Origin of the sequence: Geobacillus sp. DSP4a (assembly GCF_013096875.1) — a bacterium.
Classification (GTDB): domain Bacteria; phylum Bacillota; class Bacilli; order Bacillales; family Anoxybacillaceae; genus Geobacillus; species Geobacillus thermophilus.
Genome location: NZ_SDLD01000062.1, coordinates 1 through 12,036, shown reverse-complemented (window position 1 = coordinate 12,036; position 12,036 = coordinate 1). Strand labels below are relative to the sequence as shown.

The window sequence follows — 12,036 nt, the reverse complement described above, 5'->3', positions numbered from 1 at the left end:
GCCCCCCTCCCACCGCCGCCAGCAACAGGCTTGGAACGATGACCATTTTTCTCCCGATGCGGTCGCTTATATATCCGGCCAGCGGAATGAACAAAATCGCCACAACGGAATACATCGTGATCAGCAGGCTCGACTGCAGCGGCGTGATGTCGAGATGCCGTTCCATCGCCGGCAGCACCGGGATGAGCATCGAATTGCCCAGCGTCATGACAAGCGGAATCGAGGCAAGCGCAGCGACCGCCCACCCCCGACCAGCCTGCCTCCCTGCCGGTTTTGACAGCTGCACCGTCCATTCCATCGCTTCGGTCCCTTTCTTATGAAGTCGATATTTCCACTTATATGATGTGCGTTTTTTTCATGGATATGCCGCGCGAAAAAAAAGCTGCCACCAAAGGAGGACAACCCTCCGTTTGGCGAACAGCCCCTTCTTGTCATGACCGGAAAACCGTTGTACAAAACGTCCGTTATTTTCCGCCCGTGAACGAAATTCCTTTGATGAAGTAGCGGTTGAAAAAGGCGTAAATGACCAACACCGGCAGCGTAAACACCATGGATGCCGCCATAATGTAGTTCCAATAGCTGATGTACTGTCCTTTGAAGCGATTGAGGCCAAGCGGCAACGTAAACAGCTGTCGATCGGACAAAATAATGAGTGGGCGCGTCAACTACCCCCACTTAGCTAACGCTTGAAGTGGGGGCTTGCAACTCCCCAGAAGTACAAGCGGACTTCGTCCTCCTTCCTTGACTTGGGGTTGCATCAGGGCAGGTTGACAACTACCCAACGACGCAGGTCATGCCTGCATCGTTACCGATTCTCTCGGTGTGTCTGTTGGCAGTACTTGGCTTCCACACACAACAGACGGATCTACGCTCGATGTTTTACGGTTACAACGTTTCCTGTAACCAACTCCATACATCGAGTAGCCGTTATTGGAGTGCCTTTATTAAACGGTTTTCTCCATGCCTTTATTATATCATACACAAAAGAAAAGGGGAACGCGCATTCCTCTCCCACTTACTCCCTTTGGTCGTTGAAGTGGGAGTCTCCTGCGCGAAATAGGATGAAAAATTCCTCCTGTAATTCCCAACCATATCTCTTTGTTCGATCGTCCATACTAATCATACCTCATCAAAAAACCATCAAGGAGGAATTTCATATGGCTCGTTCAAGCAACAAACTGCTTGTTCCAGGCATCGAACAAGCGTTGGAACAAATCAAATACGAAATCGCCCAAGAGTTTGGCGTACAGCTCGGGGCTGGCACGGTTTCCCGCGCCAACGGCTCCGTCGGCGGAGAAATTACGAAACGGCTTGTCGCCCAAGCGCAAAGCGAACTGGCAGGCCGAAAAACGGAATAAAGCCGAGCGGAATCACTCGGCTTTTTTCGTTTTGGCATCCATCGCTTTCAAATGGCGGTGGACGTCGGCTTGGCGGCGATCTTTCTTTTTCTTTTTTCAATCGAAGAAATTCCCCTTCCGGCGTCAATACCGTGACGAACTCTTCACCTAACTCCAGCACAATTCCCTTTTTCACAATGAAAGCACCCCTTTTATCACCATGAACCGAGAAGTCCCCACTTCCATGCGTGAGCGTAAGTGGGGGATGAATCGAGATTTGCCGTCGCTCTTCCTCTTGCTTTCACAGAACAGAAGGTGTAAAATGGATAGTGATAGAACACACGTTCCTGTATGTAGGAGGGAAGATCATGCATAGAGCCTACCGCTTTCGGTTGTATCCCACCTCAACACAAGCGAAGCTCATCAACCAAACGATCGGGTGCTGCCGATTTGTGTACAACCACTTTTTGGCCGAGTGGAATGAGGCGTATGAAACCACCGGAAGAGGGCTCGGCTACAACGAATGTTCCAAAAGGCTGACGGCATTGAAACAAACGATCCCGTGGCTGAAGACTCCCGATTCGACCGCCTTGCAAAACGCGTTGCAACAGCTGTCCGAGGCGTTTGACCGGTTCTTCGAGGGAACGGCGAACGCTCCCCGCTTCAAAAGCAAAAAACACCCGAACCAATCGTACACCGCCCAGTGCAACTACCCAAAGAACGGACGCCCTACGATCGAAGTGGACGGCCATCGATTGAAACTTCCCAAGCTCGGATGGGTGAAGTTCGCCAAAAGCCGTGAGATGGAAGGCCGCATTCTCTCCGCCACGATTCGTCGAAATCGAGCGGGGAAGTATTTCGTCTCCATTCTCGTGGAAACGGATATTCCCCCATTGCCCCAAACCGACAAGAAAGTGGGCGTCGATTTGGGGTTGAAACAGATCGTGGTGCTTTCCACAGGCGAAACGATCGAACACCCCCGGTATTGGCGCCGGTATGAAGAAAAGCTCGCCTACTGGCAGCGGGTGATGGCTCGTCGGAAGCCGGGCGGTTCGAACTGGGAGAAAGCCCGTTTGAAAGTGGCCAAGCTTCATGAAAAAATCGCCAACTGCCGGAACGATTTCCTGCACAAACTGTCCACCCGCCTCATCCGCGAAAACCAAGTGGTGTGCGTGGAGGACTTGCGTGTTAGGAACATGCAAAAGAACCGCAAGCTGGCCAAATCCATTTCTGATTCCGCGTGGGGGCGTTTTCTCAACATGCTTGAGTATAAAGCGACATGGTACGGGCGGACGGTGGTTCGTGTTGCGAGCACGTTTCCCTCGAGTCAATTGTGCTCGTGCTGCGGGCACCGGCAGGTTGAGGTGAAGTCGCTCGGCATCCGCGAGTGGGTGTGCCCGAGCTGCGGGGCCGAACATGACCGGGACCACAACGCCGCTCGGAATATCCTGAATGAAGGGCTTCGTTTGCTGTCGTTGTAAGACAGCACAACCGTGGGACGCACGGGGATGGCTTGGTGGACAGCCTGCCGTGGGGCGGGTGTTCCCAAGAATCTCCCATCTCGAAATACGGGCGGGAGAGCGTTCAAATAGTCCTTTAGGTAAATGTAATCGCCTGCCAAAATAACCGCGACCGCAATAATGTATTTTCTATTTCTCTCAATCGTCTTGCGGCTGACCGACGCCATCGTTTCCAGCTGTTTGATTGGCAGCTGCTTTTTTCGAAACAACAGGGCGAGCCATTCCTCGTTCGCCACAAGCAACTCGGCGACGCGAATGGCATTGAGGCGGGCGTCTTTATGTTTTGGCAATTGTTCGACTAAATCGTGAAAATGAAAAAGTGGTGAAACGCGGTGTTGCCGAAAAATTTGACATAATGGAAAAAGGGGCTGTTTCCCCATTTGGGTCAGCCCCTTTTTCATTGTTTGGCCGTTCATCCGGCCTTTTCTTCCGTCCGTGCCATTTCATTCAGCTCACTATGCTTGCGGCCGTAGATAAAGTAAATCACTAAACCGATCAGCAACCACGAGACAAAACCGATCCATGTCATCGCCGGAAGCTGAAGAACAAGGTAGCCGCAGAACAACACGGCCAAAATCGGGATGACCGGAACGAACGGGACGCGGAATGCCCGCTTTAAGTCCGGCTGCGTTTTACGCAGCACCAACACGCCGATCGAGACGGTGATAAAAGCAAAGAGCGTGCCGATGTTCGTCAGTTCCGCCAATTTGTTGAGCGGAATGATGCCGGCGAATACCGCTACAGCCGCTCCCGTCAGCCACGTATTGACATACGGCACTTGGCGCGTCGGGCTGATGCGGGCAAACACTTTCGGCAGCAAACCGTCGCGGCTGATGGCGTAGAAGAGACGCGTCTGCCCATACATCATCACAAGGAGCACGGTCGTAATGCCGGCGATCGCCCCGAGCGAAATAAAACCGGCGACCCAGTCTTGATGGATATAGTTTAACGCAAACGCCACTGGGTTTTTCACGTTGAGCTGCTCGTACGGAACGATGCCTGTCAATACGAGCGAAACCGCAATATACAACAATGTGCACACAAGCAACGAGACGATAATGCCAATCGGCATATCACGCTGCGGATTGCGCACTTCTTCCGCCGCCGTCGACACCGCATCAAAGCCGATGTAAGCGAAAAACACCGTCGCCGCGCCGGTCGCTACGCCAGAGAAGCCATACGGCATAAACGGCGTCCAGTTTTCCGGCTTGACGTACCAAACACCGACCGCCAAAAAGAGCAGCACGACCGCCACTTTAATGGCAACGATCACCGCGTTAAAACGCGCCGATTTTTTGGCGCCTAAGTTCAACAAAAACGTAATGAACAGAATAATTAAAATCGCTGGCAAATCGATGAACGTCCCTTTCTCCGGATCATACGCGCTCGTCAATGCTTTCGGGAGTTCGATGCCAAAACCGGCAAGCAACCCTTGGAAATAACCGGACCAACCGACAGCGACCGCCGACGAGGCAACCCCATATTCCAAAATCAAATCCCAGCCTAAAATCCAAGCGAATAATTCACCGAATGTCGCATAGCTATATGTGTATGCGCTCCCTGACACCGGCACCGTCGAGGCGAACTCGGCGTAACAAAGCGCCGCGAACACACACGCCAATCCTGATAAGATGAACGAAAGAACAAGTGCTGGGCCGGCATGTTCCGCCGCCGCCACCCCGGTCAGGACGAAAATGCCTGTCCCGATGATGGCACCGATGCCGAGCATCGTCAAGTCGAATGCACCTAACTCTTTTCGCAGCGAAGCTCCTTTCGCCCCCGACTCCTTAAGCAACGATTGAATCGGTTTTTTACGAAACAAATTCATAGATGTCTCCCCTTGTCGTTTTTTGTAGAAAATTGTTGAATTTTGTTGTCGAATACAGTTGACATTCTACATGATCCTTGTTTTTTTGTAAAGTGCGAAAATAAGAAAAACAGCAAAAAATTTTCTCCGTTTTATGCGGCAAAGCAAAAAATAGTTTTTAAAAATAACAAAAAACATCAATTTACAAATTTTTCAGATAAATGTATAATGAATGTGTGACAAATTTGTGTCAGAAAGGGGGGCACATCCACCGTTTGCGGCAGAACAGTTCATAGTCCTTTTTGAAAACGCTTTAATGACAAGGAGGGATTACAATGGCAGTGAAAAAACAATCAAGGGCCGACCAAGGCGGCATCAACTATGATGCCATCGCTCAATCCGCTTCATTCCGCGGGCTCATTCAGGCGAAGAAGCGCTTCATCATCCCAGCCACCGTCTTTTTCTTCGTCTTTTACTTCGCCCTTCCGGTGTTGACGTCGTATTCGAAAGCGCTCAACGCACTAGCAATCGGACCGGTCAGCTGGGCGTGGCTGTTTGCCTTTGCGCAGTTTATTATGACATGGGCCTTATGCATCCTTTATTCGAAACGCGCAGCACAATTTGATGCCATCGTCGAGCAAGTGAAGCAAGAAGCAGCGGAAGGAGGAAACGCGTAATGCACGGGCTCGCCTTTTTCCTCTTCCTCATCATCGTCGCCTTGACGCTTGTCATTACGTACTACGCCTCGAAACGGACGAAAACGACAAGCGAATTTTACACCGCGGACAGCAGCTTAACCGGCTGGCAAAACGGGCTTGCCATCGCAGGCGATTATATGTCCGCCGCATCCTTCTTAGGAATCGCTGGCATGATCGCGCTGACGGGATTTGACGGCTTCTTTTACAGCATCGGCTTCCTTGTCGCTTATCTTGTCGTCTTGTATATCGTCGCCGAACCGCTTCGCAACCTCGGCAAATACACGATGGCCGATATGATCGCCGCCCGTTTTGACGATAAGAAAGTGCGCGGCGTCGCGGCGTTAAATACGATCGCCATCTCGATTTTCTATATGATCGCCCAGCTTGTCGGCGCCGGCGGCCTCATCAAGCTTCTGTTGGGTCTAGACTACATTTATTCCGTCTTGATCGTCGGCATTTTGATGACGGTGTACGTCGTCTTCGGGGGCATGACAGCAACGAGTTGGGTGCAAATCGTCAAAGCCGTCTTGCTGATGGTCGGTACGTTTATCATTTCCATCATCGTCTTTGCCAAATTCGATTTCAGCATCGCCAAAATGTTCCACGAAATGAAAACAGCGACGCCGCTTGGCGAGGCGTTTTTAAACCCGGGCAACAAGTTTAAGGATCCACTCGATACGATTTCACTCAACTTGGCGCTCGTGTTGGGGACGGCCGGGCTGCCGCACATTTTGATCCGCTTCTTTACGGTCAAAGACGCCCCGACTGCGCGCAAATCGGTCGTGTATGCGACATGGATCATTGGGCTTTTCTACGTCATGACGATCTTTTTAGGCTTTGGCGCCGCCGCGTTTGTCGGCTATGACAAAATCGTCGCCGCCAACCCGGCCGGCAATATGGCCGCCCCGCTGTTGGCGGAAGCGCTTGGCGGAGATTTCTTGTTCGCTTTCGTCTCTGCCGTCGCCTTTGCGACGATTTTGGCCGTTGTCGCCGGACTTGTGTTGTCAGCCGCCTCGGCGTTTGCCCATGACTTTTACAGCCATATTTTGCGGCGCGGCCAGGCGACGGAAAAAGAACAAATGCTCGCCGCCCGCTGGGCATCCGTCGGCGTCTCGGTGTTGTCGATTTTGTTAGCGCTGTTTGCACAAAAAATGAACGTCGCGTTCCTCGTATCGCTCGCATTTGCGGTCGCCGCCAGCGCCAACTTGCCGACGATCGTATTCACCATTTTCTGGCGCCGCTTTAACACGACTGGAGCGATTACGGGGATGCTTGTCGGCCTGATCAGCGCCTTGGTGCTCGTCTTCTTCAGCCCGAACGTCTGGTCGCCGCAGCCGGGCGCCGCCATTTTCGTCGGCGAACCGCTCTTTAAGCTCGCCAACCCGGGCATCATCTCGATTCCGCTCGGCTTTATCGGTGCGATCGTTGGCACGCTCGTCTCGTCGAAAAAATCGGATGAAAAGAAATATACGGAAATTGTCGTCAAAGCAAATACTGGGATAGGACGCGTGTAACACAGCAAAGAAGGGGCTGGCCCAAAACGTGCTTGCGTTTGGGCCAGCCCCAATTAGCATTATAACAGTTTGTATAGGTAATATTCATTTACAAATTCCCCATTCACTCTTAACGATTGAACTCTCTCGCCTTCTAATACGAACCCCATCTTCCTATATAAGTTGAACGCCTTATCGTTCCCTTTCATGACCGTAAGTCCTAATCTCAAAATTCCAACTTCCTTTGCCCACTCAAACGCTTTGTTGAATAGTTTCGTGGCAATGCCCTGTCCTTGATAGTCTTCAAGAACTCCCAAAACAACATTGGCAGAATGTCGATTTCGTTTTACATCGCCTCCTATGACAGCAAGGAACCCGACAAGCTTGTTTTCCGTTTCAGCAACAAAGATCATTTTATTCGGCTCAGACAACATTCTTTCAATCGATTTACTTTGTTGCTCAACCGTTGTTTGCCGTTCGCCAGGCTCAAATAACATAAAACCAGATTCATCAATTTTTTTGCACAACTCCAAGAAATGTTCCGCATCGCGAACTTCAATCGGTCTGATCATCATTTTTTCTTTCTCCCTTTATCATCCTTTATGCCGTCGCCGTACGGTGAAACACCTTCGCAAACTGCGTATACCGCTCCACTTGGCGGCGGTCGACGTCATAGCCGATGCCGGGAGCGTCCGGCACGCGGATCAAGCCGCCGTGCACCTCGACTTCCGGCGTGATGATATCCCGCTCCCAATAATGCGACGACGCGGCGGTGTCGCCGGGAAGGGTGAAGTTTTCCAACGTCGTGATCGCGATGTTGTGGGCGCGCCCGACGCCTGCCTCCAGCATCCCCCCGCACCAGACCGGAACGCCGCGCTCAGCGCAAAGATCGTGGATGCGCTTCGCCTCGCCAAGCCCGCCAACGCGCCCGATTTTGATGTTGATGATGCGGCAGCTGCCAAGGTCAAGCGCCTTGCGCGCATCGTCATAGGAACGAATGCTTTCATCAAGGCAAACCGGCGTCTGAAGAAGCGGCTGCAGCCGGGCATGATCGACAAGATCGTCAGCGGCGAGCGGCTGCTCGATCATCATCAGCCCGAATTCATCGAGCGCTTTCAGCCGATCCGCATCGGCAAGCGTATACGCTGAATTGGCATCGGCCATAAGCGGCACGTCGGGAAACGCCCTCCGTACTTCGCGGATGACATCAACGTCCCAGCCCGGCTTAATTTTCACCTTGATCCGCCGATATCCTTGCGCCACATACCGTTCAATGACCCGAAGCAAATCGCCGACCGTCGGCTGGATGCCGATGCTGACGCCGACTTCAATGTCCTTTTTCGTTCCTCCGAGAGCTTGAGAAAGCGGAACGCCGAGCCGCTTGGTGTACAAATCCCATACCGCCCCCTCAAGCGCCGCTTTCGCCATGTTGTTTTGGCGGATGGCAGAAAAGCGCTTTGACAGCTCCTCCGGGTGGTGGATCGGCTCAGCCAACGCAAGCGGCACAAGGAAATCCTCGAGCATATGCCAGTTCGTTTTCACCGTTTCCTCGCTGTACCACGGGGCGGAAAATGCGACCGATTCACCCCAGCCGGAAACGCCGTCGCGATCGACAACTTCCACTAAAATCAACTCTTTCCTTTGAAACGTGCCGAAGCTCGTCGTAAACGGCGCCTTCAACTCCATTTGCAAATGGCGCAATATGACGTACTCGATGTTGATCGTCATTCTTCTTCCCCTTTCTGCTGCCATCGTTCACTCCGCCGCTTCCATATGTAATAAAGCACCCCTTCCTCCAGGCAGCGCCAAGCGCCGGCGGCAATCCATCCTTCCGTGAGCAACCGCTGAAACAAGGCGCGCGTCGCCAGCCGCCACTCAAGCGCCAGCGCGAAATCCCGCTCTTTCAGCTGCGGAAAGTCAAGCGGAACCGCAGCCAACAACAACGGCGCCGCTGTTTCATCGATGTCTCTCGGCACCGGCTGCAACAGACCGTCAGCCCTTTGCCCTGCCTCGAGCACCGTCAGACTTCTGGCCTTGAGAAGATCAGCTTTAGCCAAGCTCCGCTCCCCGGTCGGACGCTCATCAAGCCGCCATTCGACGATGAAGCGGTCAGACGGCAGTTGACCGTTCAACGCGTCATTCATTTCGCCGTAGCAGTTTTCCACATACTCGACGCCAACAGCCCCAAGCTTCGCCAAGTTCAAATAGCCGTTGCGGCTTTGCAGCGGATCATACGTCCAGCGGATGACCCGGTAGCCGCGCCGCCGCGCTTCTTCCGCCTGCTTCCTTTTCAGACGGCAGCCGATTCCTCGGTCGCGAAAGGAAGCATCAATCCCCATCATATGGGAACAAAGATACACTTCCCCGTTTCGAAACCCAGGGAAGCTATACACAAAGCCGACGAGTTTCCCGTCCATATACGCGCCGATCACAATGCCGCCGTTTTTTGCCGCCGTCAACGTTTGATGGAGCGGAACCGGCGCTGTTTTCCAAATCTCCTCCTCAAGCTTGGCCATCTCTTTCAACTGTTCGATCGTCTCAATGATTTGCAGTGACAGAGACACGCCCGTTCTCCCCCTGCAGCGCAAACGTCGCAAACGTATTGATGACCGTTCGCGCCAAAATTTCCACGCCGGAAAGCAAATCATCGCGCCGGAACGTCATGTTCGGGTGATGGAGCCCCGGACGCAAGTCACAGCCTAACCCGAGCATCGTTGTTTTCAGCTCCGGTTTTTGAAAGGAATAAAAATGGAAATCCTCTCCTCCCGATGTCACAACCGGCGGAACGCATTTTTCCGTCCCCAAGGCCGCGATAATCGCCTCCTCCATCAGCCGCACCGCATCTGGATCAGGATGAGCGGCGACGATGCGCGTCCGTTCCACCAGTTCAATCTCCGCCCCATAAATGGCAGCGACCCCGTTGATCACATGACGCAGCCCTTCAACGAGCCGCTCCATCGCCTCGTTCGTTTGCGCCCGCAAATCAAGGGCAAATTCCGCGTAGTCCGGGATCGTGTTCGCATCTTTTTCACCGGCGTGAAACTTCGTCATTTTGATCGACGCTGGCACTTGTGGGTCGATATGAATTTTGCCGAGCTCTTGCACAATGGCGCTGCCAACTTCAATGACGTTGACGCCTAAATGCGGCCGCGCCGCGTGCGCCGCCACACCGCGGATCCGCCCTTCGATGCATTGCGCCGCCCCATGGATGATCGCCGGCGCCGCATATCCGCCTTTCACTTCTTGAATCGGCCGCAGGTGAACGCCGTATAAAAACGACACGCCGTCGACCGCTCCTTTTTCGATCAGCTTTAACGCCCCTGTTCCTTTCTCCTCGGCCGGCTGGAACAAAAACCGGAGCGTCCCCGGCGGCTCATAGCCGATGCGGCGAAGCAGCTTCGCCACCCCGAGCACGATCGTCATGTGGGCATCATGTCCGCACGCATGGTTCGGCTGCCAAACGCCGTTCACTTCTTGCCAAAGCGCATCCATATCGCTGCGCACCCCAACCGTAAACGGCCCGGCGCCGATTTCCGCCACCACACCCGGGCAATCGGCAAACGTCCGCACCCGATATCCTTCGCGCTCCAACTCTCGGCAGAGAAATTCAGTCGTTTGCCACTCTTCCCAGCTGATTTCTGGATGGCGGTGAAGGTGATCGAAAACCTCCCATAGCTCCGCTTTCATCTGCTCGATAATGTCTTTCATTCCGCTCTCCCCCGCTGTTTCAAAATCGATAGAAAAAACATCGTTATATTCATTATAATATTCAGACAAACAAATACAACGATAGGCAAATGATTGGAAAAAACAGACACGTGCCATTACGGGCGGCGCTTTACCAGCTGGTTGACGACCTCAGAAAAAATGAGCCCCATCGCAATCGCCCCGGAAATCATGAACGCTTTTGCCGCCAACGGAATCGCTGCATTGTAGTCGTTCATGACGACATGACGCATCGCTTCAAATGCCGTCCCACCTGGAACGAGCGGGAGAATGCCAGGAACAATAAAAATGGTTGCCGGCGCCCGATAGCGCCGAGCAAACGCATTGCTTAAAAAGGCGACGAAAAACGCGGCTATAAACGTCGCAATCACACTGTCTACGCTCGAACGTACAGCAAACGTATAGGCCGCCCATCCGCTCATCCCGACAAATCCGCTATGCGGCAACAGCCGCGGCGGAACATTAAAAATCATGCCAAACAACGTTGACGCCACAAAGCTAAGCAGCAACTGCATAACAATCATGACCTGTGCTCCCTATCATCGAATAGATAAAACAAAGGCGATGCCAGTGCCGATCGCAAACGCCGTCAAAAACGCCTCGGCCCCGCGCGACAATCCGGCGATGAGATGGCCGGCCATTAAGTCACGCACCGCGTTCGTAATGGCCAGCCCCGGCACGAGCGGCAACACCGAGCCGATGATCATGTTCCCGACGTCCCCGCCAAATCCGGCCTGCACCATTAACAATACGAGCCCCCCGGCGACAAAAGAAGCAAAAAATTCCGCGAAAAACCGGATTTTCACAAACCGATGCACCATCTCAAAACACCAAAATGCCACCCCTCCGGAAAAAAGCGATGGGAAAAAGTGAACCATCCCTCCAATCAATGACGCAAAACAAGCACTCGCTAACGCTGCGGCGGCGGTTTGCTGCCAAAGAGGGTAACCCATCGGGGCGCGCCCGATATCCTCGAGCTCCTTTCGCGCCTTTTCAAGCGTCAATTCACCGCGGCTGATGCGCCGGGAAATATCGTTCACGACCGCCACTTTCGCTAAATCAGTCGAACGCTCGGAAATGCGGATCAATCTGGTTGAGTCTGTCCCTTCAATAGAAAAAATAATGGCCGTTGGTGTGACATAACCATGGGAGCGCGGCATGCCAAACGAAGCAGCGATGCGCGTCATTGTATCTTCCACCCGATACGTCTCTCCGCCGCTTTCAAGCATCAATTTTCCCGCTAGTGAACTACCCCCACTTAATTTTCTAGCGAAAATTTGAAGTGGGGGCTTCCAAAGAAGTTTGACTGCTTCAAGCAATCCTTATTCTTTGAGGCGTGTCCACTTCGCCGCTAGAGCATAAGACACTCAGGTCTACAGCTTTACTTTTCTTTAAGATGTTTAATGCGCCATTGACATCAGCATTAATTAGTTTGCCAGACTTTGTTCGATACAA

At 52.9% G+C, this 12,036-nt stretch carries 13 protein-coding genes and 3 pseudogenes; 4 read left to right on the top strand and 12 right to left on the bottom strand.

The annotated features are described in order from the left end of the window. Together ETC02_RS15295 and ETC02_RS15290 are read right to left on the bottom strand one after the other, a co-directional pair. Nucleotides 1-298, bottom strand: a 298-nt coding sequence (locus tag ETC02_RS15295) for an MFS transporter (RefSeq protein ID WP_171698394.1), incomplete at its 3' end; no start/stop codon positions are given. A gap of 166 nt (nucleotides 299-464) precedes the next feature. Then, nucleotides 465-659, bottom strand: a pseudogene (locus tag ETC02_RS15290) (carbohydrate ABC transporter permease); the annotation flags it as partial. Nucleotides 660-1,157: 498 nt separating this feature from the next. On the opposite strand from ETC02_RS15290, the gene ETC02_RS15285 reads away from it, so the two are divergent. Further along, nucleotides 1,158-1,358, top strand: a complete 201-nt coding sequence (locus ETC02_RS15285) for an alpha/beta-type small acid-soluble spore protein (RefSeq protein WP_013145987.1) — start codon at nucleotides 1,158-1,160, stop codon at nucleotides 1,356-1,358. On the opposite strand, the gene ETC02_RS18620 is transcribed toward ETC02_RS15285, so the two are convergent. After that, entirely contained in the window at nucleotides 1,300-1,518 is a 219-nt protein-coding gene (locus ETC02_RS18620; RefSeq protein WP_483299733.1) for an anti-sigma factor domain-containing protein, read from the bottom strand. The genes ETC02_RS15285 and ETC02_RS18620 overlap by 59 nt on opposite strands. A gap of 187 nt (nucleotides 1,519-1,705) precedes the next feature. On the opposite strand from ETC02_RS18620, the gene tnpB reads away from it, so the two are divergent. Continuing rightward, a complete protein-coding gene (gene tnpB, locus ETC02_RS15280; RefSeq protein ID WP_033009094.1) occupies nucleotides 1,706-2,818 on the top strand; it encodes an IS200/IS605 family element RNA-guided endonuclease TnpB in 1,113 nt (370 codons plus the stop codon). Between the two features lie 95 nt (nucleotides 2,819-2,913). On the opposite strand, the pseudogene ETC02_RS17835 reads toward tnpB, so the two are convergent. Together ETC02_RS17835 and bcaP are read right to left on the bottom strand one after the other, a co-directional pair. Then, nucleotides 2,914-3,171, bottom strand: a pseudogene (locus ETC02_RS17835) (RNA polymerase subunit sigma); the annotation flags it as partial. A 98-nt stretch (nucleotides 3,172-3,269) separates the two neighbouring features. Next, entirely contained in the window at nucleotides 3,270-4,685 is a 1,416-nt protein-coding gene (gene bcaP / locus ETC02_RS15275; protein ID WP_033009096.1) for a branched-chain amino acid transporter BcaP, read from the bottom strand. A 314-nt stretch (nucleotides 4,686-4,999) separates the two neighbouring features. On the opposite strand from bcaP, the gene ETC02_RS15270 reads away from it, so the two are divergent. Further along, nucleotides 5,000-5,341 carry a DUF485 domain-containing protein gene (locus ETC02_RS15270; RefSeq protein ID WP_033009097.1) on the top strand — a complete coding sequence of 114 codons (342 nt, stop codon included), beginning with the start codon at nucleotides 5,000-5,002 and terminating at the stop codon, nucleotides 5,339-5,341. Continuing rightward, the gene (locus tag ETC02_RS15265) at nucleotides 5,341-6,876 is read left to right on the top strand and encodes a solute symporter family protein (RefSeq protein WP_033009100.1); all 1,536 of its coding nucleotides are present in this window, start codon (nucleotides 5,341-5,343) and stop codon (nucleotides 6,874-6,876) included. The genes ETC02_RS15270 and ETC02_RS15265 overlap by 1 nt, the downstream gene beginning before the upstream one ends. A gap of 59 nt (nucleotides 6,877-6,935) precedes the next feature. Here ETC02_RS15265 and ETC02_RS15260 read toward each other — a convergent pair whose 3' ends face one another. From ETC02_RS15260 to ETC02_RS17830, 7 genes and pseudogenes are all read right to left on the bottom strand, one after another. Next, complete coding sequence (locus ETC02_RS15260) at nucleotides 6,936-7,430, bottom strand: GNAT family N-acetyltransferase (RefSeq protein ID WP_015374232.1); 495 nt, start codon at nucleotides 7,428-7,430, stop codon at nucleotides 6,936-6,938. A 25-nt stretch (nucleotides 7,431-7,455) separates the two neighbouring features. Next, complete coding sequence (gene menC, locus ETC02_RS15255; RefSeq protein ID WP_063211041.1) at nucleotides 7,456-8,583, bottom strand: o-succinylbenzoate synthase; 1,128 nt, start codon at nucleotides 8,581-8,583, stop codon at nucleotides 7,456-7,458. Further along, entirely contained in the window at nucleotides 8,580-9,419 is an 840-nt protein-coding gene (locus tag ETC02_RS15250) for a GNAT family N-acetyltransferase (RefSeq protein WP_063211043.1), read from the bottom strand. Before ETC02_RS15250 ends, menC begins: the two co-directional genes overlap by 4 nt. After that, nucleotides 9,394-10,563, bottom strand: a complete 1,170-nt coding sequence (locus tag ETC02_RS15245; protein ID WP_063211045.1) for a M20 peptidase aminoacylase family protein — start codon at nucleotides 10,561-10,563, stop codon at nucleotides 9,394-9,396. Before ETC02_RS15245 ends, ETC02_RS15250 begins: the two co-directional genes overlap by 26 nt. 116 nt (nucleotides 10,564-10,679) lie before the next feature. After that, the gene (locus ETC02_RS15240) at nucleotides 10,680-11,105 is read right to left on the bottom strand and encodes a threonine/serine exporter family protein (protein WP_020754483.1); all 426 of its coding nucleotides are present in this window, start codon (nucleotides 11,103-11,105) and stop codon (nucleotides 10,680-10,682) included. 15 nt (nucleotides 11,106-11,120) lie between these two features. Then, nucleotides 11,121-11,858, bottom strand: coding sequence for a threonine/serine exporter family protein (locus ETC02_RS15235; RefSeq protein ID WP_033009106.1), 738 nt, complete (start codon nucleotides 11,856-11,858; stop codon nucleotides 11,121-11,123). A 34-nt stretch (nucleotides 11,859-11,892) separates the two neighbouring features. Then, nucleotides 11,893-12,036: pseudogene (locus tag ETC02_RS17830) on the bottom strand (RNA-guided endonuclease TnpB family protein); the annotation flags it as partial.

Bases quoted from the DNA above. Each gene is read 5' to 3' on its own strand.
- ETC02_RS15285 (WP_013145987.1), top strand. From the start codon at position 1,158: ATGGCTCGTTCAAGCAACAAACTGCTTGTTCCAGGCATCGAACAAGCG.
- tnpB (WP_033009094.1), top strand. From the start codon at position 1,706: ATGCATAGAGCCTACCGCTTTCGGTTGTATCCCACCTCAACACAAGCG.
- bcaP (WP_033009096.1), bottom strand. From the start codon at position 4,685: ATGAATTTGTTTCGTAAAAAACCGATTCAATCGTTGCTTAAGGAGTCG.
- ETC02_RS15270 (WP_033009097.1), top strand. From the start codon at position 5,000: ATGGCAGTGAAAAAACAATCAAGGGCCGACCAAGGCGGCATCAACTAT.
- ETC02_RS15265 (WP_033009100.1), top strand. From the start codon at position 5,341: ATGCACGGGCTCGCCTTTTTCCTCTTCCTCATCATCGTCGCCTTGACG.
- ETC02_RS15260 (WP_015374232.1), bottom strand. From the start codon at position 7,430: ATGATGATCAGACCGATTGAAGTTCGCGATGCGGAACATTTCTTGGAG.
- menC (WP_063211041.1), bottom strand. From the start codon at position 8,583: ATGACGATCAACATCGAGTACGTCATATTGCGCCATTTGCAAATGGAG.
- ETC02_RS15245 (WP_063211045.1), bottom strand. From the start codon at position 10,563: ATGAAAGACATTATCGAGCAGATGAAAGCGGAGCTATGGGAGGTTTTC.
- ETC02_RS15240 (WP_020754483.1), bottom strand. From the start codon at position 11,105: ATGATTGTTATGCAGTTGCTGCTTAGCTTTGTGGCGTCAACGTTGTTT.